Below are 23,123 nucleotides of genomic sequence, written 5' to 3'. Positions count from 1 at the left end.
ACGGCCATTCCGTTTTTTTCGAAGCGAGCCGACGAACGGTAAATTCGCGACGAGTACTTTAGGCGTCATCTTCAAATGGTCCTCCCGAGCGTTTTGCGCATGTTCGGGAGAACAGTCATTGAAGGCCTGCCCTTGCGTGACGCCAACTCGCCGCGCGATGCGCTTCCAACCGGAGCAGCCGATGCGAAATCGCATTGGCAAATCAAGGGCTTGAGCCCTCTTCGCAGCGCGCCCTCGCGCTGTTTCAAAGCGGTTTCATGCATCGCTCGCGCATGCAACAAGACGTTGAAAGCTCGGGAGAATTTTCAGCGATGTTGGGGGTTCTTGTTCAACGCAGCGTCACCCTCGCTCTCCAAACTGGACACGTCGCCAAAGCAATGGCGGCAATGTCGATCCAGAGGGTGACAGGGGCCTCGTACATCAACCGTGTATGCGGCGCCCGCAAGTGAGTCAGTTCGTTTTCGATTCTCAACCTTTCAACTTTTTTAGTTTGCTTAAGGAGCAATTCGATGAAATCCGTTAACTCTCAACTCAAGGCGCTGTCCGCAATCGCGGTCGGCATGATGGTGATGGCCGGTGCCGCATCGGCGCAATCGGTGGTCAGCGGTGGCGCAACACTGCCCCAGCCGCTGTACGCTAACATCATCAGCAACGGTCCCATTGTCGGAACGTGGAGCTACACCGGCACCGGCAGCGGTCCCGGCAAATTGGCATTCCTGACCAACAACCCGCAGGCCACCCCCGCCATGCCGTTCCGTGATGAGAACAACCTGCCGACAAAGCCGGCATGGCCCACGTCGCAGCCCGTGCATATCGCCGGTAGCGACTCCGCGCTGTCGTCGACGGAACTCAACAACTACAACACCGCGTTCGGCGCCTCCTTTGGCCCGCTGATCCAGGTGCCGGCTGTGGCCACCCCGGTCCTGCTGACTTACGCGGAAACCGGCGTCACGACGCTCAACCTGAGCACCGCGCAGATCTGCCGCATCTACTCCTTCCAGCCTTCTTCACGCACCTGGAACCAGGTCACGACGGCCGCCGACGACGGCGCCGTGGGCAGCACCAGCGCCATCGAAGTGCTGTACCGCACCGGCGGCAGCGGCACCACCGAACTGCTGTCCCGTTTCCTGAACGCCGCCTGCCCATCCTTCCTGCCTGCCGGCAAGTCGTTCACCGTTTCGAACGACTTCAAGACCATGGTCGCCAGCGCGCTGCCGACCCTGACGCCCGCCCAGGACGCGAATGCCGATGGCCTTCCGGACGTGTGGGTTGGCGCCACCGGCAGCGCCGGCGTGGAAGCCGCCGCCGCGGTCAACCATCGCCTGGGCTACCTGAGCCCGAGCTTCTCCTTCCTGAGCACCAACAACGGCGTCGTCGCCCGGATCGACGGCTTCCAGCCCAACGATGCCGCCATCCAGGCAGCACTTCCCGCGCCACCCGTGGTGGCCGACCGGGCTGATCCGCTGAAGTGGGTTCCCGCCTACTCGCTGCCTTCCGGCGCTTACCCGATCCTCGGCACCACCAATCTGCTGCTCGGCCAGTGCTATGCCGACGTCGTCTCCGGTGGCGTTTCCTCCCCCAACCCGGAAGGCGCTGCCGTGAAGAACTTCCTGAGCAACTTCAACGATGGCACGTATGACAGCTTCATCACCGCCAACCATTTCGTGAAGCTGCCCGCCGCATGGAACACGGCCATCAAGGAAACCTTCCTGGATGCATCCGTGAGCGGCAGCACCCTGGTGATCGGCGACGCCTCCACCTGCAACGCCATCGGCCGTCCGTAAGGTGCGGCATTGAGTTCCCGTGGGTTGCGCGGACCGGTGCCGCGCAGGACCACGGGTCTTGATGGATGCCAGACAGGTGCGATGCACCTGTCTGGCTTTTCCAGTTTGCGAATGGCATGTCGGCATGTCGCGGTTTTTCCGCGCCAACTCGATGCAAAAGGAAGCAGGGAGGTAGACGTTTTCTTTTTTTCGGCTTCTGAAAGGAGAAATGAAGACCATGAACTTGAAACGCAAGGTGTTCCATACATTGGCCGCAACGGCCCTGGCGGCTGCGGCCTGCATCTCATCGGCCCAGACCGTGGTCGGCGGAGGGACCCCCTATGCGGCGGCGCTCTACGGCTACATCATCACCAATGGCGGTGTGCCGGGCATATGGAGCTACACCGGGACAGGCAGCAGCGCCGGCAGGGAGGCGTTCCTGCAGAACAATCCGCAAGCTGTCGTGGGCGGCGAGTTGCGTGATGAAAACACGGCGGGGCGCCCGGTGTGGCCCACGTCGCAAACCGTGCACTTCGCCGCCAGCGACCTTGTGTTGTCGGCCGCCCAGATCGCCACTTACAACGCCGCATACGGCGCCGGTTATGGGCCGCTGATTCAGGTGCCGGTGGCGGCCATACCGGTTCTGCTCCCGTACAAGGAGACCGGCATCACCAGCCTCAACCTGAGCGCCGCGCAAGCCTGCCGCATCTTCTCATTCCAGCCGTCCTCCAGAACCTGGAACCAGGTCACCACCGCCGCAGACGATGGCGCGGGGGGCAGCGTGAGCGCCATCGAAGTGGCCTATCGCACCGACACCAATGGTGCAACCGAATCGCTGTCCCGCTTCCTGAATGCCGCTTGTGGACTTTATCTGCCCGCCGGCAAGTCGTTTACCGTATCGAGCAATTTCCGCACGGCCGTTGCCAGCGCCCTGCCGGCCCTGACCGCCGCCCAGGACGCCAACGGAGACGGGATTCCTGATGTGTGGGTTGCGGCCACGGGAAGCGGGGGCATGACGGCTGCCGTCGCGACCAACCACCGGCTCGGCTACCTGACTCCCGATTCCGTCTACACCATCAGCGCGGGCGGCCTTGTTGCGCGGATTGACGGCTTCCTGCCGAATGCGGCATCCATACAGGCGGCCATGCCGGCGCCGCCCACGGGCATTGCCGGGAGCAACCCGCTGAACTGGGTGCCGGCGTATACGTACAGCGCGACCATGTATCCCATCTACGGCACGACCCATCTGCTGCTGGGCCAGTGTTATGTCGGCGGCATGGTCGCGGGCAGCGCCGGCGTGGCCGTCCGCCAGTTCGTGGCGGCGCTGGGCGGTGTTGCTTATCCCCCTCCGTTCATCAACATGCCTGCCCCATGGAACGCGGCCATCGGTGCCACCTTCCTGGATCCATTCAGCGCCCTGGCGATCGGCAACACGTCCGTCTGCAACGGCATCGGCCGGCCTTAGGCGCCGGTTCATGCCTCAATCGAATGCCAGCACCCGGCGGTATTGCATCGCGGGGCCCGCGCTACGGCGCACGCCGAGCGCGAGCTCAAGCCCGGACGCGGCATGGCTTGCCGGCCCTGTTGCCGGGAGCCTGCGCCAGCCTTGCTCCGGCTCCCATGCGCGTACTTCAAATGAAGCGATGCCCTCGAGAACCGCGACACGGTCGGCGGCCTGTGGCGCGGGGAGGGGATAGGCGTCCGCGGCCGGGCCGGCCGCGCGGTAAAGCGTTCCGGACTGGAGCCACCATTGCACGCGTTGCCAGCGCCCTGGCGCGGCCGGCGCGGCGCGCACCACCTCGACCAGGAAGGGCGTTTCGGTGAGCCGGCGCACTTCCATGCCGGCCGGCAAGAGGAACACCGGCGCGGCCGCGCGGGGGCCGCGCCGGGTTTCGGCAGCGGCCGGCTCCTGGCCGTCGGGGATCGCATCGATCGCCGCGGAGGGAAGTTCGGTGGTGGTGCGCCAGGCCAGGTCGCGCTCGATCTGCTGCAGCGCGCGCATGAGGCGCGCGGTTTCTTCGGTGCGCAACTGGAGCTGCGTGTTCGCGCGGCCCATGCTGTCCAGGCCGCGCCAGGCGATGAGGCTGAGCACCGCCATGATCACGATGGCGATCATGACCTCGATCAGGGTGAAGCCCGCGAAGCCACGCGGCCGTTGCGGGCGCAGCGGTTTCATCGCCGACGCTCCGGCAATCGTGTCTGCAGGCCGGCCAGGCTCTGGCTGCTGTCGCGTCCGAGGTAGACCTCGACGGCGACCGGCCGCAGGCCTTGATCCAACGGGCCTATCTGTACCCTGCAGATAAACGCCTGGTCGGCCTGCGGGCACTCGACCTGGCGGACTCCCGCAGCCGGTAGCGCACTGATCTGCAGTTCGGCCAGGCTGTTCTCCGCCGAAAGCATGGCCAGCGAGCGCTGCTCCAGCAGGCCCAGGTTGGCGGCGGTCTGGCTGGTCAGCCGCACAAACGCCGCCAGCGCGACGCTGATGATCGCCAGCGCCACCAGCACCTCGATGAGCGTGAAACCCGCGCGGCGCTGCGCCTTCAAGGGCCGGTGTGGAGACGGCTGCGCGCGCATCGCTCACTGCACCTGGAAGCCGCCGGTGGCATTGCGCACGACCATCACGGTATGGGGCCCGCTGCGCAGTTGCAGGCGCAGCGGTGCGCCTATCCATTCGGACGCCAGCAGCAGCGGCGCCGGCGGCGTGACCTCCACCGCGGCGGCGCGCCATTGGCGGGGGCGCAGGGCATCGTCCTGGTAGAAGTGGTCGAGCTCACCCGCGGTGGACACCACCGGAACCACGCTGCCGGGCGCCGCGGCCCAGGTGCCCCGCACAAACTGGTAGCCGTCGCCGCGCGGCTCCCAAGCGATGACGCGGCCGTCAATGCGCACCTCGTGTTGCGCGGCCGTGAGGCGCTGCGCGAGTTCGCGCGCGTCCAGCCGCAGCGGCGCGGCCGGGTCGGGCGCGACGCTCACTGAAATGGCGGCCGTCGCGATTCCGATGATGACCAGCACGATCATCATCTCGATCAGCGAGAAACCACGATGGCGGCAGAAAGTATTCATGCGAAAGAGACCGGTATTCCGTGCCTGCGCAGCGTGCGCGACGCGTCATGAAAATAATAGGCGCGAAATGTGGCGTTGACATGAATCGCCAATATGCATCTGCTAATACTGTGTCCCTCCGCGCGCGCAATACCTTGCGTTCGCGGCATGAAAACATTCAAGGAGTTGCGTCATGACACGAACATGGAAATGGCCGTCTTCGCTATCGCCGGCGCGCATGGCGCATGTGCTGGGACTGGTCGCGGTGGTTGCCGCCGCGTGCTTCTGGGGCTACACGCTGCGCCAGCCCACACCGGCCCCGCCGCAGGTGCGGGCTGCGCCGGTGGTCCCGCAAGACCCCGCAGCCAGGGCGGTGGCAAGCTGGCTGGCCCCGGGGCAGGTTCGCCTCAACGTCGCGGTGGTCGGCCTCATACGCCGGCACGATCGCGCGGTGGCGGTGCTGAAGGTCAATGGCGCGCCGCCCAGGCCCTTCATGGCCGGCGAGACCCTGATGCGCGACGTCACGCTCAAGTCCATAGCGCCGGATGGCGTGACGCTGGAGCGCGCCGGCACGTCGATACGCATCGCGGCACCGTTGCGCAGGGACTACGGCTCGTCCGGGATTGTGCGAGTGCCTTGATTTCCGCGACGCGCTTGAGCCATTGCGTTGAAGCGCGCCTCGTAGCTCTTTTGTCGTATGTGGGACACATGGACGGGCGGACGCCGCTTGTCCCGCGCGAAGGGTATTAGTACCGTTTCCTGCGGATTCACCGATCGGAACTCGTCTAGAAAAAAGCAGTCGCGGATCATGGTTGGAAAACGCTTTTCGGCGCATGTGGAATGTCCACGCGCGAGGGGCGTATTCAGGGAGCTTGAATGCTGAAAAAGAAAGCCGGACCGAATCTCTCCGCCAGCCCGGGCGGAAGCGTATCGATGCAGACGCTGGACAAGGAGCTGTCCAGGCATGTGGAGGCCGCCCGGACCAGGCCTGTGCTGGTGGACAGGTATGGCGTGCCGTGGGTGTGGATCGTGTCGCACCCCTTGTGGGTCGAAGCCGATTGCCTGAAGTCCTTTGCCCCCGAGGACCACGCCCTGGTGGCCTTGCGCGAGGCCATCGACAGCACACTGGCTTATGAGGGCCACGTCATGAACGAACTCACCGCGCAGTGCGCGAGCGGTGTCGATGCCAGGGTGGTCACGCGTTCCTGGCTGCTGCAGATCGTCTATTCGTTGGCGGACCCCAAGCGCGTGCGCGAGGGCCTCGGCTACAACATGCTGTGGCGCTGGTTCGTGGGTTACCTGATGCGCTCCGAGCCGCTGCCGGAACCGCAGGCCTTCATCCAGGACATCAAGATGGTCAGCGCCCATCCCCGCGTGATCGACATCGTGTCCCGCTGCCTGACCAACGACGCCTTCCTGAGCGCGGACACCGACGAGTTCTGCATCAACTACGGCCTGCTGCACACCTTGCGGGCCCATCACTTCGAGAGGCTGAATCCGCCGGCGCGCCGCCCCGCCGCTCCCGCCCACCACGAACGGGATGGGCAGGCCCTGAACAAGTAAGGCCCTGGGAGATTGATCAATCAGGCCCGCGGCAGGCGGGGCTGGTACGCAAAGCCGATGCGGGCGTGCACGATACCCGCATGGGCAAAAGAGCCCAGGCTGAACAGCCAGGCGAGCAGCACGTTCCACATCAGCGCGGCCGACACGGCCGCCAGCGAGGCATGGCTCTGCGCGGCGGGCAGGGTAAGGTCCGGCAAAAATCCGCTGGCCCAGCCGCAGGCCAGGAACAAGGCCGCGCCCATGCGCCGGCTCATGCCGAGGTAGTGGCGCGCCAGCGTTTCACGGCAGGCATATTCGCGCCGGTGCTGGCGCTGGTTGATACGCATGATGGTCGCTGCATTGACGAAGGCGACGATGCCCATCAGGGATGCCCAGAACGCGGGGTGGTCGCTGCGGGAATTGATCGCCAGCAGCAGGCCGGTCAGCCAGAAGGTCGGCGCCGTCACCGTCGCCAGAGTCCAGGAAGCCACCTGGCATGTTCGCCAAGGCGCGCGCCAGTGGAGCGTGCTGGGTGCGTTGTGAGCCGTGTGCCCGTCAGTGCCGGCCCGCAGGGAAAGCCACTGGCGAAAAGCCATTCTTGACATCGGGTACTTTCTGGGAGGAGGCTGTGGTTCGTTTGCCGCAGCCTTCACCTTCATCGGGCTGTTCTTCCAGACGAGTGAGGACACGCATTCCCGCAGGTTTACGGCAAAAGGGTCAAGGATATGCAGGGCACAGCGGACCGCGCCGCCGGTTGCTGTCATGGATATGTCACTTGCTGTGCGGACAATCCCCATTTTTAACAGGGTGCCTGTGCCGTGCTGACGCGATCCTCCAACCCCTTGCCCCCTGGCCGTCGCTTTGACGGCGGGGCGCGGGGCGTTTCCGGCAAGGCATTGTGTGGGGGTGGGCAGTGGTCCGTGCCGTCGCGCGCGACGTAAGCCGCGCGGCGGTTTGCGCCTGCGTACTGTGGATGGCCGCGGAATCCGTTCCGGCATTGACCGCCGATGATCCGGCTGCCGCGGCTGCTTCGGCCCATGGCGATTCATTCGACTTCGACCTTCCGGCGCAGCCTTTGAGCTCGGCGCTGGAACGCTACGCCGTCATCACGGACCGCAGCGTCCTGTTCAGCGATGCCCTGGTGGCGGGCCGCATGTCGTCCCCGGTCAAAGGCCGCCATGCCCCCGAGGCGGCGCTGGCGGCGCTGCTGGCGGGCACCGGCCTCGCGGCGGAGAACCCGGGCGGCAGGCTGCAGAACAGTTTTGTGCTCAAACAGGCATCGGCCGCCGCGGCGGCGCAGGCGGATGGCCCCGGCCTGGAACGCAGCTACGACGGCCTGGTCCAGATGCGTGTCTGGGAAGCGCTGTGCGCCGATCGCCGCACGGCGCCCGGCAACTACCGCGCATCGCTGCGCCTGACTGTCGACCCCGGCGGCCGTCTGGCGGCGCCTGCCCTGATCGGCTCGACCGGCGACGCCGGGCGCGACCAGGCCGTGCTCGCCGCGCTGGACCGCCTGCAGATGGACCACTCGCCGCCGGCCGGCCTGCGGCAGCCGCTGGTGCTGGTCATCCTGCCGCGCGGCAGGATTGCCGGGCAGGCGTGCCGCACGGGAGCCGCATCGTGACGGAAAACGTCCTGCCCATGCTGCGCAGCGTATTGGTCCAGCGCTATGAGCAGATCAAGCGCAGCCTTTCCATCCAGCTGGGCAGCGCCGAGCTGGCGGGCGACGCCCTGCACGAGACCTGGTTGCGCCTGCAGCGGGACGCGCACATCGCTGGCCCGGTCGTCAACCCGCAGGCCTACCTGGTCCGCATGGGCGTCAACCTCGCCATCGACGTGCGGCGCAGCCAGAGCCGCATGCTGTCGGCCGAGGACGTGCAGGAGTTGATGAGCGCCATCCCGGACCCGGCGCCCGGCCCGGCCCAGGTCGCCGAGATGCGCTCCGAGCTGGAAGCCCTGAAGGCCGTGGTCAACGAGATGCCGGCGCGCCGCCGCGAGATCCTGATTCTCGTGCGGTGGGAGAATTGGCCGCAGCGCGAAGTCGCCAGGCGGCTGGGCATATCGCTGCGCACCGTGGAAAGCGAACTCAAGGCCGCCCAGGAATACTGCGCCGCCCGCCTGGCGTGGCCGTAACGGGATTCCATGACGGACGTGCAGGATTTTTCAGCGGGTTTGCGGTTTGGCAATCGTCTAGTGGGTGCGGGGCCGGCCCTGGAAAACGCACGGCCCCGCGCACGGCCGCGCATGGCCGCGCATGGCCGGCCAAGAGTAAAGCAATGACAATATCCCGCGATCGCAATGAACTGCCGGACGTGTCCAAGGATGCGCAGGCCTGGGTGCGCAAGCTCACCTCGGGCCACGCCAGCGCGTGGGAAGCGCAGGCCTTCAAGCGCTGGCGCGATGCGGACCCCACCCACCTGGCGGCCTTCCAGGAAGCGAGCCGCCAGTGGCAGTTGCTGGCGTCGGCCAGCGGCAGCGTGCTGGACACCAATGCGCAGGCCGCGCGCTACCACCGCAAGACCCTGCACCAGCCGCGCGTCGGCAGGCGCGCCTTCCTGGGCGCGGCGATAGGCGGGGCCGCGGCTGCGGGTGTCGCCGCCTATTCGCCGCTGGGCCTGTGGCCCGACGCCGGGCAGTGGGGCGCTGACTACCGCACCGCCGTGGGCGAGCAACGCGAGCTCACGCTGGACGGCCGCGTGAGCGTGGCGATGAACACCCGCACCAGCCTGCGCCGGGTCAGCGACCAGGGCCGCATGGCTGGCGTGGAATTGCTCGAAGGCGAAGCGGCGCTGGAAGTGCGCGGCAACGCGGGGCCCTTCCGTGTGGTGGCGGGCCTGGGGCAAGTCGTCGCCGAAGCGGCGGGCTTCGAAGTCAGGTACCTCGAGGGCCGCACCTGCGTCACCTGCCTGCACGGCAAGGTCGGCATCGAGCACCCGGCGGGCCGGCGCCTGCTGCAGGCGCGGCAACTGGCCGTGTACGACGGCCGGGCCATCAGCGAGATCGCTTCCGTTGAAGCGGACACCCTGTCGCCCTGGCGCCATGGCGAGCTGGTGTTCAAGCAGACGCCGCTGCCCGCCGTGCTGGAAGAGATCAACCGCTACCGCCCGGGGCGCGTGGTGTTGCTGGGCAACGCGTTGCGCCCCAAGACCGTCACCGCGCGCATCAAGATCGCCGAGATCGAAACCGCCTTGCTGCAGATCCAGTACAGCTTCGATCTGGGTGCGCGTTCATTTCCCGCGGGCGTGCTGGTCCTGAGCTGATTTTTTCCGGCGCGAACGCCCGGTTGAAATGTGACGGCGCCATGACAAACCCCCACGCATTTCCGGGGTGTGCCGTGCCCATTTCGGTGCGGGCCTTCCCGGGAATACGCTGTTCGCCAGGGCCGAAAAAAATCGCGCTTTTTTTCCTGCGGATTAAGCGATTGGCACTCGTCTAGAAAAAACCCGTCGCGGACCGTGTGCGCAAAACGCCCATGGATGCCGCGACCTTCTGGACCAGGTGCGCACGCAAGCCCGCGTGTGGCCGGCTTGACTTCGACATCTACACGGCGGGAATTCACATGAGCACACGCGCACGCGGCGGCAGGGATCAATTCATAGCGGCCAATGAGAGCCAGCTGTTCCGCATGGCGCCGATCGCGCGCGCCATCGCCGTGGTGCTGGCCGCCAGCGGCGTGATGGTGGACATCCATGCACAGCAGGCCTTCGGCGGCGCCTGGTTTGCGGCCAAGGGTGCGGCGCAGAATACGGCCGTCCAGACCGGCCTGCTGCCCAACGGCACGCCGGCCTCGCTGCTTGCCAGCCCCGCGGCCCAGCAGCAAAAGGCCAATGCCCAACTGCAGCGCTCCATCGACAACCTCAACCTGGCGGCCCGCGGCATCGCGGCCCAGCAGGCCGCCCAGGCGGCGGCCCGGCTGGCTGCGGCCAATGGCGCGTCCGTCCCCGACGGCCTTGCCGAAGGCGGCCTGAAGGTCGACACCAACTCCCTGACCGCGGGCTGGGCCAACGCCAATGCGCCTGTGCAATCGCAGGCCGACGGCCGCAGCAACGTGGTGATCCAGCAGACGGCGGACAAGGCCATCCTGAACTGGGAGACCTTTAACGTCGGCCGCAACACCACGGTCGACTTCAGGCAGGACGCGAGCTGGGCGGTGCTCAACCGCGTCAACGATCCGAATGCCCGCCCCAGCCAGATCCAGGGCCAGGTCAAGGGCGAGGGCACGGTGATGGTCGTGAACCGCAACGGCGTCATCTTCAGCGGAAGCAGCCAGGTCAACACCGGCAACCTCGTGGCGGCCGCCGCCAGGATCACCGATGCGCAGTTCAACACCAACGGCATCTACAGCGCCGGCAACACAGCCGCGTTCACCAATGCCCAGGGCAAAGTCGAAGTCCAGGCGGGCGCCCGCATCGCCACCCTGGCGCCCAGGACGTCCACCGAAGGCGGCGGCTACGTGCTGCTGCTGGGCCAGGAAGTGAACAACGCCGGCGAGATCAGCACGCCCAGGGGCCAGGCGGCGCTTGCGGCCGGCGACAATTTCCTCATCAGGAAGGGCAACGGCACCGACGGGAATCCCGGCTCGACCACCCGCGGCAACGAGGTCACGCCGCAGTTCATCACCAACAGCCTGGCCGGCAAGGTCAGCAACAGCGGACTGATCGTCGCCCGCGAAGGCGACGTGACCATGGCGGGGCGCGACGTGCAACAGGGCGGTGTGGCGCTGGCCACCAGCACGGTCAACACCCGCGGCACGGTGCACCTCAACGCCGCCGGCACAGGCGGAAAAATTGTCCTGGGCCAGGGCGCCACCACCGCCGTGGTGATCGAAGACGACGGCAGGTCCACCGCCCTGGACGGCCAGCGCGACGCCCTGATCGGCCCGGCCGTGCCCGGCACGAACAACATCGTTTCCGTCACCGACCGCCGCGACCAGTCGCGCATCGAGATCACCAGCGGCGGCACGGTGGACTTCCAGGGCGACTCCCTGACCCTGGCCACCGGCGGCCAGATCGTGGTCAGCGCCGCGCAGCGCAGCCTGGTGCGGGAGCGCGCCCGGCTCGACGTTTCGGGCGCCATCGGCGTGAACCTGGCCATGGAGTCCAACAACGTCAAGATCAACGTGCAGGGCAACGAGCAGCGCGACGCGCCCGGCAACCGGGACAACAAAAGCCTCAACAGCAACGACCTGTGGATAGACCGGCGCACGCTGGTGTTCGTGCCCAAGGGCACCAACGGCTACGAGAGCGACCGCTGGTACACCGCCGGCGGCCTGCTCGAGGTCGGCGGCTACCTGGGGACGCAGGGCCATACGGCGAGCGAGTGGATGGCGCAAGGCGGCACCGTCAGCTTCGGCGGCAACGACGTCGTCACGCAGGCGGGTTCGAACATCAACCTCTCGGGCGGCACCCTCAACGTGCAGAGCGGCTACATCAACCTGAGCTGGCTCAAGGGCGCCGACGGGCGCCTGTACGAACTCTCCAAAGCGCCGGGCGACCAGCTCTACACCGGGGTGTACAGGGGCTTCGAGGACGAGCACCTGCGCTGGGGCAAGAACGCCACGGAATATTTCTACAACCCCTTGATCGGCCCGCAGAGACGGCTGGAAAGCGGCTACACGGCGGGGCGCGACGCGGGCAAGCTGGTGATCGCCACGAACGGCGCGGTGCTTGAAGGCGACATCACCAGCGAAGCCTTCCAGGGCGCGCGCCAGACGCAGGCGCCGCAAGCGGCGCTGGACGGCTACGACCAGTCGCACAACGCGGCGGCGCGCAGGGCCCAGCTCATCATCGGGCAGTACCTGCCGATGTACGACAAGAGCAGCGGCGTGTTGAGCTACAGCCTGGGCGCCGTCATGAACCAGGCCGAACTGAAGGACACGCAGGCGCGCATCGCGGCGGGCCTGGACCTGGCCACCGTCCTGCCGGCGGACCGGCAGGGCAAGCTGGTGCTGGACACGGCGCAGCTCAACGGTTTCGGGCTGGGCGCCATCAGGATCGCGGCCAAAGGCAAGATCGCGGTCAACAGCGAGCTGCAGGTCGCGCCGGGCGGCGAGATCGTGCTGTATGCCCCGGCCGTGGACGTGGCCGCCGGCCTCACGGCGCACGGCGGCGCCATCCGGCTGGGCAATGTGCTCAAGCAGGTCGGCGCCACAGGTTTGCCGGCATCGGACATCGGCATTGCCATTCCCGCGGGCGTTGACGGCGGTGTATGGCTGCGCGAAGGCGTCACGCTCGACGCCACCGGCCTGCTGCCCGACCTGCGCGCCGCGGGCGCGGACCCGGGCGCCATGGCCTACATCAATGGCGGCACCGTCAGCATCCGATCGACCGAGGGCTTGACGCTGGCGGCCGGGTCGCTGGTCGATGTGTCCTCGGGCGCGGTGGTCAAGGCCGGTGGCAGCATCACGGGCGGCAGCGGCGGTTCCGTGCAACTGGGCTCGGGCCTGGCCAGCACCGGGGCGGGCAATGCCGCGGCGCTGCTGTCGCTGGACGGCCGTATCCGCGGCCACGGCGTGAAAGGCGGCGGCACTTTGGACATCGAATCGGCCAGCGCGATTTCCATCGGCGGCCAGTTGCTGAAAACCCCCGGCGTGCTGGGCGCGGGCGAATCGGTGCAGGTCGACCTGGTGCTGGACAGGGACGTCAACATCGCGGCGGGCAAATCCCTTCCGATCGACTATTCCTACCGGGTCTCGCGCGCGGCCCCGGGCGAGGCCGTCGGATCGCCGCCAAATTTCACCAACATCGTATTGGCGGCGGCCTGGACGCTGCCCTACGCCAGGCCCGTTCCCAGCAGCGGCAGCAACAACTACGACGTCAATTACACCTTGCCGGGGCAAACCACTGTCGTGGTCCTGAAGGTGATGAGTGAAGCATTGGCCAATGGGCGGGTGTACACCCTGCCGGCCGGCGCGAAGATCGTGAACAGACTGCTCTACGACGTGAATTTCCCCGTGGACTATGTGGTTCCGGCGAACGTGTTTCCGGGCGGTATTCCGGTGATGGAGTATGGGAAGACCGCGAAGGCCGGAACCATCCTGCCTTTTGACGCGCTGATCAAGCGCGGGACCGTGCTCAAGGCCGGCTCGGTTTTCACCGATGCCGTGCCGGTGAAAGAGGCCACAGTCCTGTCGACTGAGTTGTTCAGGACAGGTTTTTCCCAATACACCGTACGCGCCCGCAACGGCCTGGCCGTGCCGGACGGCCTGACGCTGGAGGTGCTGATGCCGGTGCTCAGGGGCGACGTGGCCGCGCTGCCGGCGGGCGGCGACATGAAGGGCCTGTTGCAGCCCTGGCTGCCGGAGCTGTACCAGGACAATCCGGCGGCCCGCACCGTGGCCCAGCGCCGCGGCGCCGGCCTGTCGCTGGCCGGGGGCATGGCGAACGAGCTGACCGGCGTGGGGGATGGCGGCAACCTGTATGTGGGTGAAGGCGCGGCCGTGCGGGTCGATCCCGGCCAGTCCCTCGCCCTGTCCAGCCGCGGCAGCCTGACCGTCGATGGCTTGTTGCAGGCGCAGGGTGGGCGCATCAGCGTTCTGGGGCCCCAGTCGGCTTCCGCGGGCAAGGCACTGGAGGACGGTGGCGGGGCCGCCGACGGTTCGGCCAACACGCGCGCCATTGTGTTGGGCCGGCATGCCGTGCTCGACGCTTCGGCGGCCTCGCACATTGCCTACGACACACTGGGCCGGCCTTACGGCGTGTTGACCGAAGGCGGCAGCATCACCCTGGGCGGCACGCTGCAGGAATCCGGCAGCCGCGCGATAGCCTCGGATGCCTTTGTGGTGATCCGTGAGGGCGCCGTGGTGGATGTGTCCGGCGGCCAGGCGCAGTTGAACCTCAACGGTGCCGGCACAAGGACCATCACCAGCGATGGCGGCAGCATCCAGATTGCCTCGGCCAGCGGTCTCTACCTGGACGGCGCCCTGCGTGCCTTTGCGGGTGGTGCGGGCGCCTCGGGCGGCAGCCTGGTGGTGGCGCTGGAGGCACCCAATTACGCGTTGGCCACCGTGGAGAACGCGGTCATGGCCTTGCGCGACCTGACCCTGGTCCAGCGGCGCGCGTCGGGGGCCTCCGATGCGGCGGGCCTCCAATACGGCCGGGCAACGCTGGGCGTGGACCAGGTGCGAAACGGCGGCTTCTCTTCATTGGCCCTGTACAGCAACGGCGCGGTGAGTTTCGGCGGCGACGTGGACCTGTCGATGGGCAAAGAGCTGCGCATTTATTCAGGCGCGCTGGCCGCCCTGCCGGGCGCGGCTTCCGCCATCAAGGTTTCGCTGTCCGCTCCCTATATTTTGCTGGCCGGCATCACCGACAACGGGTCTTCCAGCGACCCTTATGTGCGTCCGTCCTACCAGGGCGGCGTGAACACGCTGAGCTCCAGCGCGGTGCTGGACGTTCACGGCAAGCTCATCGACATCAAGGGCGTCGTCACACTGGGCCTGAACGACACCGTGGGGGCATCCCTGGTCGAGCGGGCCGGCTTTGGGCAGTTGAACCTGGACAGCGAGGGCGACCTTCGTTTCGTGAAAGGTGCGCCTATGCTGAACGGCGCTATTTACGATGCCGAACTGAACACCACCGGCGATATTTTGCTGCGCGCGGCGCAGGTGTACCCGGCGACGGGCGTCTCGGCGCGCATACTCGCGGGCCGGGCGAGCACCAGCGCTTACAAGCCCGCCGGCCGCCTGCTCATCGAACGCCATGACGCGCAGGCCGCCGCGCCCGCGCTGCCGTACTCGGTCTTTGGCAGCCTGATTCTCGGCGCGGCCCACATTGAGCAAAACGGCGTGCTGCGCGCCCCGCTGGGAAGCCTCCAGCTGGGCACGAATTCACCCGTGATGGGCAACACCACGTCGGCGACGCTGGCTGCGGGCAGCCTGACCTCGGTCAGCGCCGCGGGCCTGGTGATGCCCTACGGCGGCACCGCCGACGGCGTGAACTACAGCTACCTCGGAACACCCGTTGCCCTGCGCGGCGTGGGGAGCGCGGGATCCATCGAGGTGTCCGCCCAGGGCATCACGGTGGAACAAGGCGCGCTGCTTGACCTGTCGGGGGGCGGCGACCTGCTCGGCGCCGGCTTTGTTTCCGGCCGCGGCGGCTCCACCGATGCGCGCATGTACCCCTTGATGCGGGTCGGTAGCAAGGGCTTCACGCTGCCGGGCCTGGCCAGCAACCCGGTCTACGCCATCGTGCCGGGCTATGCCTCGGCCTATGCCCCCGCCGGCGGCGGCGGCGCGGTCGATCCGCGGATAGGCCAGCAGGTCACGATAGGCGCCAACGACATTCCCGGCCTGGCCGCCGGCACCTACGTCCTGCTGCCGTCCCACTATGCCTTGCTGCCGGGCGCCTTCCGGGTCGAGGTCAACGGTGCGCCGACGGGCAAGTCATCCGGCCCCGCCGTCGCCATGCGCAACGGTTCCTACAACGTGGCCGGCACGCTGGGCATCGCCAACACCGGCCTGGCCAACAGCCTGTCCAGCCAGCTCACCCTCACGCCGGCGGACGTGCTGCGCAGCTACTCCCAGTACAACGAAACCAGTTATGCGGACTTCGTGCTGCAGCAGGCGGCGCTGGCCGGCACCGTGCGCGCCATGCTGCCGGCCGATGCCAAGGCGCTGGCCTTGCGGCTGCCGTCGTCCGCCGGCAGTTCGCTCAGTTTTGAAGGCCGGGCGAACTTCGCCCCAGGCAAGAATGGCTACGGCGGCACGGCCAGCATCGCGACCAGCGACGGCAACCTGGGAGACGGGGCCATCGAGATACTGGGCGAGGGCGCGGCGCGGACCGCGGCCTTCAACGGCTTGTCGCTGCATGCCGGGGACCTCAATGCCATAGGCGCGACCCGCCTTGTCGTCGGCGGAAACCTGTCTTCGGTCCACGGCGTGCAGTCCAACGGTACGAATTCCAGCAACTACATCGACGTGGCGGGGCAGACCGGCAGCATCGTGCTGCGCCAAGGCGCCATCCTGAAAGCACCCGAGGTCTTCCTGGTGGCCGCCAACACCGAGGGCGGCATCACGGTCGAAACCGGCGCCGGCATCAACACCATCGGCATGGGCAAGGTGGCCTACGACTCCACGAACGGCTACATCTACCGGCCGGGTGCGGTTGCCGTGGTGGCCGCCTCCAACGGCTGGCTGAACCTGCTGGCGCCGGAAGCGGCTCCGGACCCCGCCAGCACCCAGGGGGCGGGATCCATCGCCATCGGTGCCTGCGGCCTCACCTGCACGGGCACCGCCCAGCTGTATTCGGAAGGCACGCTGCTGGCCGCGACTCGGCGCGATTTCGAGTTGAGCGACAGCGTGCGCTACGGCACCCGCAACCTGGTGTTGGCGGTTGGCGCCGTCAACGCCGGCAGCAACGAAGACCTGGCCGCCGCGGCGGCGCGCGGCGCGCTCACCAGCGGCCTGACCTTGAACCAGACGGTGCTCAACCGGCTGTTGCGCGGCGACACCGCCTACGGCGCGCCCGCGCTGGAGCGCCTGGTGCTGACGGCTGCCGAATCGGTCAACTTCTTCGGCAGCGTCAGCCTGGACACCACCAATGCCGCCACCGGAAGATCGTCGCTGGACAACCTGGTGCTGTCCACCCCGGCCATCTACGGTTACGGCGGCGCGGGCGACGTCGCCAGCATCACCACCGGCAAACTCACCTGGGCGGGGCTGGGCAATGCCGCCCCGGCGCCGATTGCCGGCGGCCGCGGCACGGGCTCCGGCACGCTGGCGGTCAATGCCGGTGTGATCGAGTTCGGCTACGACAGCAGCGCCCAGCCCAACGGCGTCGACAACTTCAGCCGCACCATCCTGGGCTTTGCCGATGCGCGGTTGACGGCCAATGAGCGCATCACCGCCAACCACAAGGGTTCGCTCTCGGTCTACCAGTCGCAGATTGCCGGCATCGACGGGCCGCGTTACCAGGGCGGCAGCCTGACGCTGACGGCCCCGCTGGTCACCGGCGCGGGCGGCTCGGTCAACAGCATCACCGCGGGCGGCGCGCTGCAGTTGCTGGCCCCGGCCGGCGGCGCGGCCAATGCCGCCGCCGCCAGCCTGGCGGCCGGCGTGCAGACCGGCGCCGAATTGAACCTGACCGGCAATACAGTGCGGGTCGACACCACCGTGGCGCTGCCCAGCGGCAAGCTCGACATCACCGCCGATGGCGACATCACCCTGGGCGGTTCGGCCTGGCTGGACCTGGCGGGGCGCGAGCTCATGATGCACGACGTCAAGCGCTATTCCTGGGGCGGTGACGTGACGTTGCGCAGCACTGCGGGCAACATCACCCAGGCGGCGGGCTCCATCATCGACCTCTCCGCCAGGAACAACAACGCGGGCCTGCTGAGCGCCATCGCGCTGGCCGGCGGTGCCGGGCGCGTGAACCTGCAAGGCACGCTGCTGGGCAGCGCCAGCGGTCACCGCGATGCCGGCGGCACGCTGGTGCCCTACCGCGCGGGCGGCGTGAACATCCGCGCCCAGCACCTGGGCAGCGGCGGCACGCTGAGCGATGAGTTCGCGGCCTTCAACACACGGCTCAACGGCGGCGCCTTCCTGGGTGAGCGCAGCTTCCAGTTGAAGCAGGGCGACCTCACCATAGGCGATGAGCTCAGAGCCGGCGAGATCAATGTCTCGCTGGACAACGGCCGCCTGACCGTGGCCGGCACCGTGGACGCCAGCGGCGAGCAGGTCGGCAGCATACGCCTGGCCGCCGCGAACGGCCTGACGCTCGCGAACACCGCCGTGCTCGATGCCCACGGCACGGTGCTGCGCGTGGACAGCTACGGCAAGATCATCGACAGCCCGAACCGGGCCATGGTGGAGCTCGATGCCGGCACTGGCACCCTGACACTGGCCGGCGGCGCGCGCATCGACCTGCGCCACGGCACCGGCTCGGCCGGCGGCGACGGCAAGAACCGCGGCACGCTGGACCTGTACGCGGCGCGCATCGGCAGCAACGGCGGCGCCGGCGATGCCAACTCGGCCACCTACGGCGACATCGCCATCGACGCGCGCGGCAACCTGGACATCCTGGGTGCCCGGTCGATTGCCGTCTACGGCAAGCAGGTGTACAAGGACGCGCCCTACGGCAGTGACCCGGCTGCCAGCGGCCGCCCCTACCAGGTCGTCGACCAGGCCTACCTGGGAGCCAAACACAACCAGGCCGTGACGTTCATCAACGCGGCGCTGGCCAACGGCAACCTGCTGGGCAGCAAGCTGGCCGGCCTGAACAACGCCAGGTACCGCGACGCTTTCCACCTGCGCCCCGCGATGGAAATTGCCAGCGCGACACCTGACGGCGACCTGGTCGTGCAAGGCGACCTGGACCTATCGGGCTACCGCTACGCCAGCCTCAACCCGAACACGCCCAGGACAGCCGCCTACGGCTCGGGCGAGGTGGGCATGCTGACGCTGCGTGCCGGAGGCGACCTGTCGATTTACGGTAGCATCAACGACGGCTTCGCGCCGCCGCCCGCGACGCCCGACGACAGCGGCTGGATCCTGACGGCGGGCGTGCAGGCCTTCGGCGGTGACCTCGTGGTGCCGGTGGCCGGCGTCACCCTGGCCGACGGCACCACCTATCCGGCCGGCAAGACGCTGAACTACGCCATCACGGCGAGAGACGTCACGCTGCCCGCGGGCACCGTGCTGCCCGGCACGATCACGCTGAGCAGCGCGCTGTCCTTACCGGCCGGCACGGTGCTGGCGGCGGACGTGCGCGCGGCCAACGGCAGCGTGTTGCTGGCGGCGGGCACGGTGGTGGGTGCCGGCGGCCTGGCATTGCCGGCGGGGGCGCAGCTGCTGGCCGGCGCGCGCCTGCCCGTGGCGGTGACGCTGGCAAGCCTGGCCTGGCCCAAGGGCGCGGCGCTGCCGGTGGCGATGGTGCAGGCGGGCGCGAAGCTTTTGCCGGTCGGCGCGCTGATCGCGTCCGGCACGAACGTGGTGCTGCCGGCCGGCGCCTTGTCGGTGGACTTGCGGCCCGCGGATTCGACGGGCCGGCAGGCACGCAACTGGGCGGTGGCGCAGATGCTGCCGGAAGGCTCGCAGTCGTGGAGCATGCGGCTGGTGGCGGGCGCCGATACGCAGGCGGCCGACAACCGGCTCACGCGGCTCAATGCCGGCAGCATCGTGCTGGCCGATTCCCACTACAGCGTCTTCCGGGAAAGCCGGACCGAGCCCGGCGGCATCTGGTACTGGGGCGGCGGCAATACCTATGGCGGCGCGCCCGGAACGCCCGCGGATGACTGGGCGACGGACCCGAGCTACAACCTGTGCGCGGCTGAGCCCGGCGAATGCGTGCTGGTCTCCTGGCTGTGGACGGCGGGCAATACCTACGGCGGCACGCCGGGGGCGCCGGTGGATGACTGGGCCCTGGACCCGAGCTACAACCTCTGCGAGGCCGAGCCGGGCGAATGCGCGGCCATAGGCGCTCCCGGCGGCACGGTGCTGGTGTCTGTCAAGGCCAAGGCGCCGGTCTTCAGCGTGCTGCGCACCGGCACGGGTGACCTGGACCTGGCGGCGGGCCGCAACTTCTCCATGCAGTCGCCCTATGGCGTGTACACCGCCGGGACACAGACCCGCCTGGGCAATGCCGCGCTCGATGCGGGCTACAACCAGGCCCGCGGGCTGGTGAACGGCACGACGGTGCTGGGAACCAGCGCGGGCGACCTGGCGGTTGACTATGAGAACCTGGTCAAGGGAACTAACAGCTTGTACAAAGCCTGGTACCCGGACGGCGGCGGCAACCTGTGGCTGAACGTCGGGGGCGATCTCACTGGCGACTCCTGGAGTGCCAGCGGTGAACTGGCCGGGGCCAGTTCCAGCGTGGGCAACTGGCTGTGGCGGCAAGGCACCGGCAACACGGCGGGCGTGAACAATGTGCCGACGGCGTGGTGGATCAACTTCGGCACCTATGCCGCTTCCGGTGCATTCTGGCCCGCGTTGACCGGTTTTACCGGTGTGGGCACCCTGGGCGGCGGTGACGCCACGATTCGCGTCGGGGGAGATGCGGGTGTCATCCACACGCGCTCCACGGACGGGGTGACCATCAATTCCGCGACCAGCAAAACAGCGCGCAGCGAAGGCCTGGTGCTGGCGATCGGCAGCACCGGGCGGGTCCTGGCGGATAACCGCCTGGTGTTGACCGGCGGCGGGGACCTGGACCTGCGTGTCGGTGGCGGCTGGAACAGCAGCATTGCCGGGCGCCTGGCGAACAACTTCGCGGTCACCGCCCAGACACATGAGTTGTATGGCGGGCTGGTCAACCTGCGCGGCGCGATCGACGTGTCAACGGGCCAGGTCGGCACGGTGGAACTGTTCTACGGCGCGGTGCAGGACGACAGGGAAGTCCGGGCCTCGAATCCCTACGCCTCAAGCCTGTCCCGCGCCACGGGCGGCCTCATGGTGATGGCGGGCGATGCCGCTGTTTCCATCAGCAGCCGGGGCGACCTGGTGCTGGGAGGCACCGGCAATGCCGGCCTCGTGGGCACGCCCAATGCCACGGCCTTCACCTCCACCGCCGGCAACGGCCAGCGGGGGCAGAGCTGGTTCAGCCTGTGGACGGACAGGACGGCGCTCCAGCTGCTGGCGGCGGGCGGCAACCTGGCTTTTGACACCCGCGCCGGCGAAACCATCGCCAACCCGTCGGTGGCCAACTGGGACTACACCAGCAACGGCGGCTGGTTCCTGTTGCCGGGCCAAGTCAGCGCCGTGGCGGGCATGGGCAGCATCTATTACGGCAAGTCGGCGGCCTATCTCAACAGTTCGGGCAATGCGACCCAGTGGGATACCGGCGGCCTGCTGCTGGCGCCGCTGGGCGAGCGCCGCATCGACATGCTGGCCGGCGATTCGCTCTATGGCGGCGGCTACGCGATCAGCGCTTCCGGCGCGGATGCGTCGGCCATGGCGACGGTTTTCCGGCCGGCTTTCGCCGGGTACAACGCATCGGGCACCCGGCTTGCAAGCAATGCCAGCGCCACAGGCGCGAGCGTCGCCTTGGACCGCTTCCCCTTGCTGGCCTTCGGCCTCAACAGCGTCGGTGGCCAGATCGGCGTATCCGATACAGCCTCCAATCCCTCGCGCTTCTACGCCGTCAACGGCGACATCATCGGCTTGCGGACAGGCACGGTGGTGAAGTTCCCGACCAACGGCGTGCGTGCCAACCAGCTTGACTACGTCGCTGCGGGGCCGGTCGCCGTGAAGGCGGGGCGGGACATCGTCTATACGGGTAACCGCGCGGACGAGACCTTGACTGATGTTATTGGACTCACCGGTGATGGTTCGCGTGCAACGCCGTCCGGCAACCTGGTCGTCCACACGAACAGGAACGACGTCTCCGTCGTCCAGGCGGGCCGCGACATTCTTTATGCGAACTTCAACATGGCCGGCCCCGGCACCCTGGAAATCTCCGCCGGGCGCAACCTGGTCCAGAATGACAAGGCCAGCATCATCAGCATAGGCCCGGTCGCGCCCGGCGACAGCCGCCCCGGCGCCGGCATCGTGGTGCAGGCCGGCCTGGGCGCCCACGGCGCCAACTACACCGGCCTTCTGAACCAGTACCTCAACCCCGCCAACTTGGCGCAAGCCGGTGCGCCGCTGGCCGGCCAGCAGGGCAAGGTCGCCAAAACCTACGAGAACGAGCTGGCCGCCTGGTTGTCCGAACGCTACGGCTTCAAGGGCACTGTGGAGCAGGCGCTGGCCTACTTCAACGCGCTCGCGCCCGAGCAGCAACGCGTCTTCGCGCGCCAGGTCTACTTCGCCGAGCTGCGCGAGGGCGGGCGCGAATACAACGACGCGGACAGCCCGCGCAGCGGCAGCTACCTGCGCGGGCGCAACGCCATCGCGGCGCTGTTCCCGGGCCAGGATGCCGCGGGCAACGCGATGACCTACCAGGGCAACCTGCTGATGTACGGCGGCTCGGGCATACGCACCAACCTCGGCGGCGACATCCAGGTGCTGACTCCGGGCGGCGCGCAGACTTACGGCGTGGAAGGGGCGGCCCCGCCTGCCACGGCCGGCCTCATCACCCGCGGCAAGGGCAATATCCAGCTGTATTCGCTGGACAGCATCCTGCTGGGCCAGAGCCGCATCATGACCACCTTCGGCGGCGACATCCTGGCCTGGTCGGCCCAGGGCGACATCAACGCGGGCCGGGGCTCCAAGACGACGGTGGTCTACACCCCGCCGCGCCGGGTCTACGACCAGTGGGGCAATGTGGCGGTCTCGCCCGACGTCCCCAGCACAGGCGCCGGCATCGCCACGCTCAACCCCATCCCCGAAATCGCACCGGGCGACGTGGACCTGATCGCGCCCCTGGGCACCATTGACGCGGGCGAGGCCGGCATACGGGTGTCGGGCAATGTGAACCTGGCCGCCTTGCAGGTGGTCAACGCGGCCAACATCGCGGTCAAGGGCGACTCGGTGGGCATTCCCGCCATCGCGGCGGTCAACGTGGGTGCCTTGACCAACGCGAGCGCGGCGGCTTCGCAGGCAACGGTGGCGGCGCAGGACGTGGTGCAGCGTGAACGCGTTGCCGCCCGCAGCAGCCTGCCGTCCATCTTCACGGTGCGGGTGATTGGTTTCGGCAACGAGCCTCTGGAGGCCGGTGAGCAGGCGCCCACGCAGCCGCCCCGGGGCGGCCTGCAAAGCGGCACGCGCTTCCCCTACGACGCACAGAGCTTCGTCCAGATAGCGGCCCACGGTGATGCGTTCGACCCCGCCGTGATGGCCAAACTGTCCGAAGCCGAGCGGCGCGAGCTGCGGCAAGCGAAGTAGTCCCCCGTCCCCGTTCC

12 protein-coding genes are annotated in these 23,123 nt (G+C 68.0%); 8 read left to right on the top strand and 4 right to left on the bottom strand.

Annotation, left to right across the window (positions count from 1 at the left end; translation table 11 throughout):
- Window positions 1-509 precede the first annotated feature (509 nt).
- Window positions 510-1,784, top strand: coding sequence for a substrate-binding domain-containing protein (locus ACLV74_RS21435; RefSeq protein WP_411881441.1), 1,275 nt, complete (start codon window positions 510-512; stop codon window positions 1,782-1,784).
- A 217-nt stretch (window positions 1,785-2,001) separates the two neighbouring features.
- Window positions 2,002-3,228, top strand: coding sequence for a substrate-binding domain-containing protein (locus tag ACLV74_RS21430; RefSeq protein ID WP_411881440.1), 1,227 nt, complete (start codon window positions 2,002-2,004; stop codon window positions 3,226-3,228).
- Window positions 3,229-3,243: 15 nt separating this feature from the next.
- On the opposite strand, the gene ACLV74_RS21425 is transcribed toward ACLV74_RS21430, so the two are convergent.
- From ACLV74_RS21425 to ACLV74_RS21415, 3 genes are read right to left on the bottom strand one after another with little or no spacing between them, the layout of a single operon-like run.
- Window positions 3,244-3,939 (bottom strand): prepilin-type N-terminal cleavage/methylation domain-containing protein, encoded by a 696-nt coding sequence (locus ACLV74_RS21425; protein WP_411881439.1) that lies wholly within the window; start codon window positions 3,937-3,939, stop codon window positions 3,244-3,246.
- On the bottom strand, window positions 3,936-4,307 hold the full coding sequence (gspI, locus tag ACLV74_RS21420) for a type II secretion system minor pseudopilin GspI (protein WP_411881438.1): 372 nt from the start codon (window positions 4,305-4,307) through the stop codon (window positions 3,936-3,938). Before gspI ends, ACLV74_RS21425 begins: the two co-directional genes overlap by 4 nt.
- Window positions 4,308-4,340: 33 nt before the next feature.
- Complete coding sequence (locus ACLV74_RS21415) at window positions 4,341-4,826, bottom strand: prepilin-type N-terminal cleavage/methylation domain-containing protein (protein ID WP_411881437.1); 486 nt, start codon at window positions 4,824-4,826, stop codon at window positions 4,341-4,343.
- 172 nt (window positions 4,827-4,998) lie between these two features.
- Here ACLV74_RS21415 and ACLV74_RS21410 point away from each other — a divergent pair, with 172 nt between their 5' ends.
- Window positions 4,999-5,445 (top strand): type II secretion system protein N, encoded by a 447-nt coding sequence (locus tag ACLV74_RS21410; protein ID WP_411881436.1) that lies wholly within the window; start codon window positions 4,999-5,001, stop codon window positions 5,443-5,445.
- Between the two features lie 236 nt (window positions 5,446-5,681).
- On the top strand, window positions 5,682-6,368 hold the full coding sequence (locus ACLV74_RS21405; RefSeq protein ID WP_411881435.1) for a hypothetical protein: 687 nt from the start codon (window positions 5,682-5,684) through the stop codon (window positions 6,366-6,368).
- Window positions 6,369-6,388: 20 nt separating this feature from the next.
- Here the strand turns inward: ACLV74_RS21405 and ACLV74_RS21400 are convergent, their stop codons facing one another.
- The gene (locus ACLV74_RS21400) at window positions 6,389-6,838 is read right to left on the bottom strand and encodes a hypothetical protein (RefSeq protein WP_411881434.1); all 450 of its coding nucleotides are present in this window, start codon (window positions 6,836-6,838) and stop codon (window positions 6,389-6,391) included.
- Window positions 6,839-7,320: 482 nt separating this feature from the next.
- Here ACLV74_RS21400 and ACLV74_RS21395 point away from each other — a divergent pair, with 482 nt between their 5' ends.
- The 4 genes from ACLV74_RS21395 (at window position 7,321) to ACLV74_RS21380 (ending at window position 23,106) form a co-directional block, all read left to right on the top strand.
- The gene (locus tag ACLV74_RS21395; protein ID WP_411881433.1) at window positions 7,321-7,971 is read left to right on the top strand and encodes a secretin and TonB N-terminal domain-containing protein; all 651 of its coding nucleotides are present in this window, start codon (window positions 7,321-7,323) and stop codon (window positions 7,969-7,971) included.
- Window positions 7,968-8,480, top strand: coding sequence for an RNA polymerase sigma factor (locus ACLV74_RS21390; RefSeq protein ID WP_411881432.1), 513 nt, complete (start codon window positions 7,968-7,970; stop codon window positions 8,478-8,480). The genes ACLV74_RS21395 and ACLV74_RS21390 overlap by 4 nt, the downstream gene beginning before the upstream one ends.
- A 143-nt stretch (window positions 8,481-8,623) precedes the next feature.
- On the top strand, window positions 8,624-9,607 hold the full coding sequence (locus tag ACLV74_RS21385) for a FecR family protein (protein ID WP_411881431.1): 984 nt from the start codon (window positions 8,624-8,626) through the stop codon (window positions 9,605-9,607).
- Between the two features lie 299 nt (window positions 9,608-9,906).
- The gene (locus tag ACLV74_RS21380; protein ID WP_411881430.1) at window positions 9,907-23,106 is read left to right on the top strand and encodes a filamentous haemagglutinin family protein; all 13,200 of its coding nucleotides are present in this window, start codon (window positions 9,907-9,909) and stop codon (window positions 23,104-23,106) included.
- Window positions 23,107-23,123: the final 17 nt, after the last annotated feature.

Source organism: Polaromonas sp. YR568 (assembly GCF_943369415.1).
Classification (GTDB): Bacteria; Pseudomonadota; Gammaproteobacteria; order Burkholderiales; family Burkholderiaceae_C; genus Polaromonas.
Note: the sequence above shows the minus strand (reverse complement) of the source record. Positions and strands in the feature narration are given on the sequence as shown.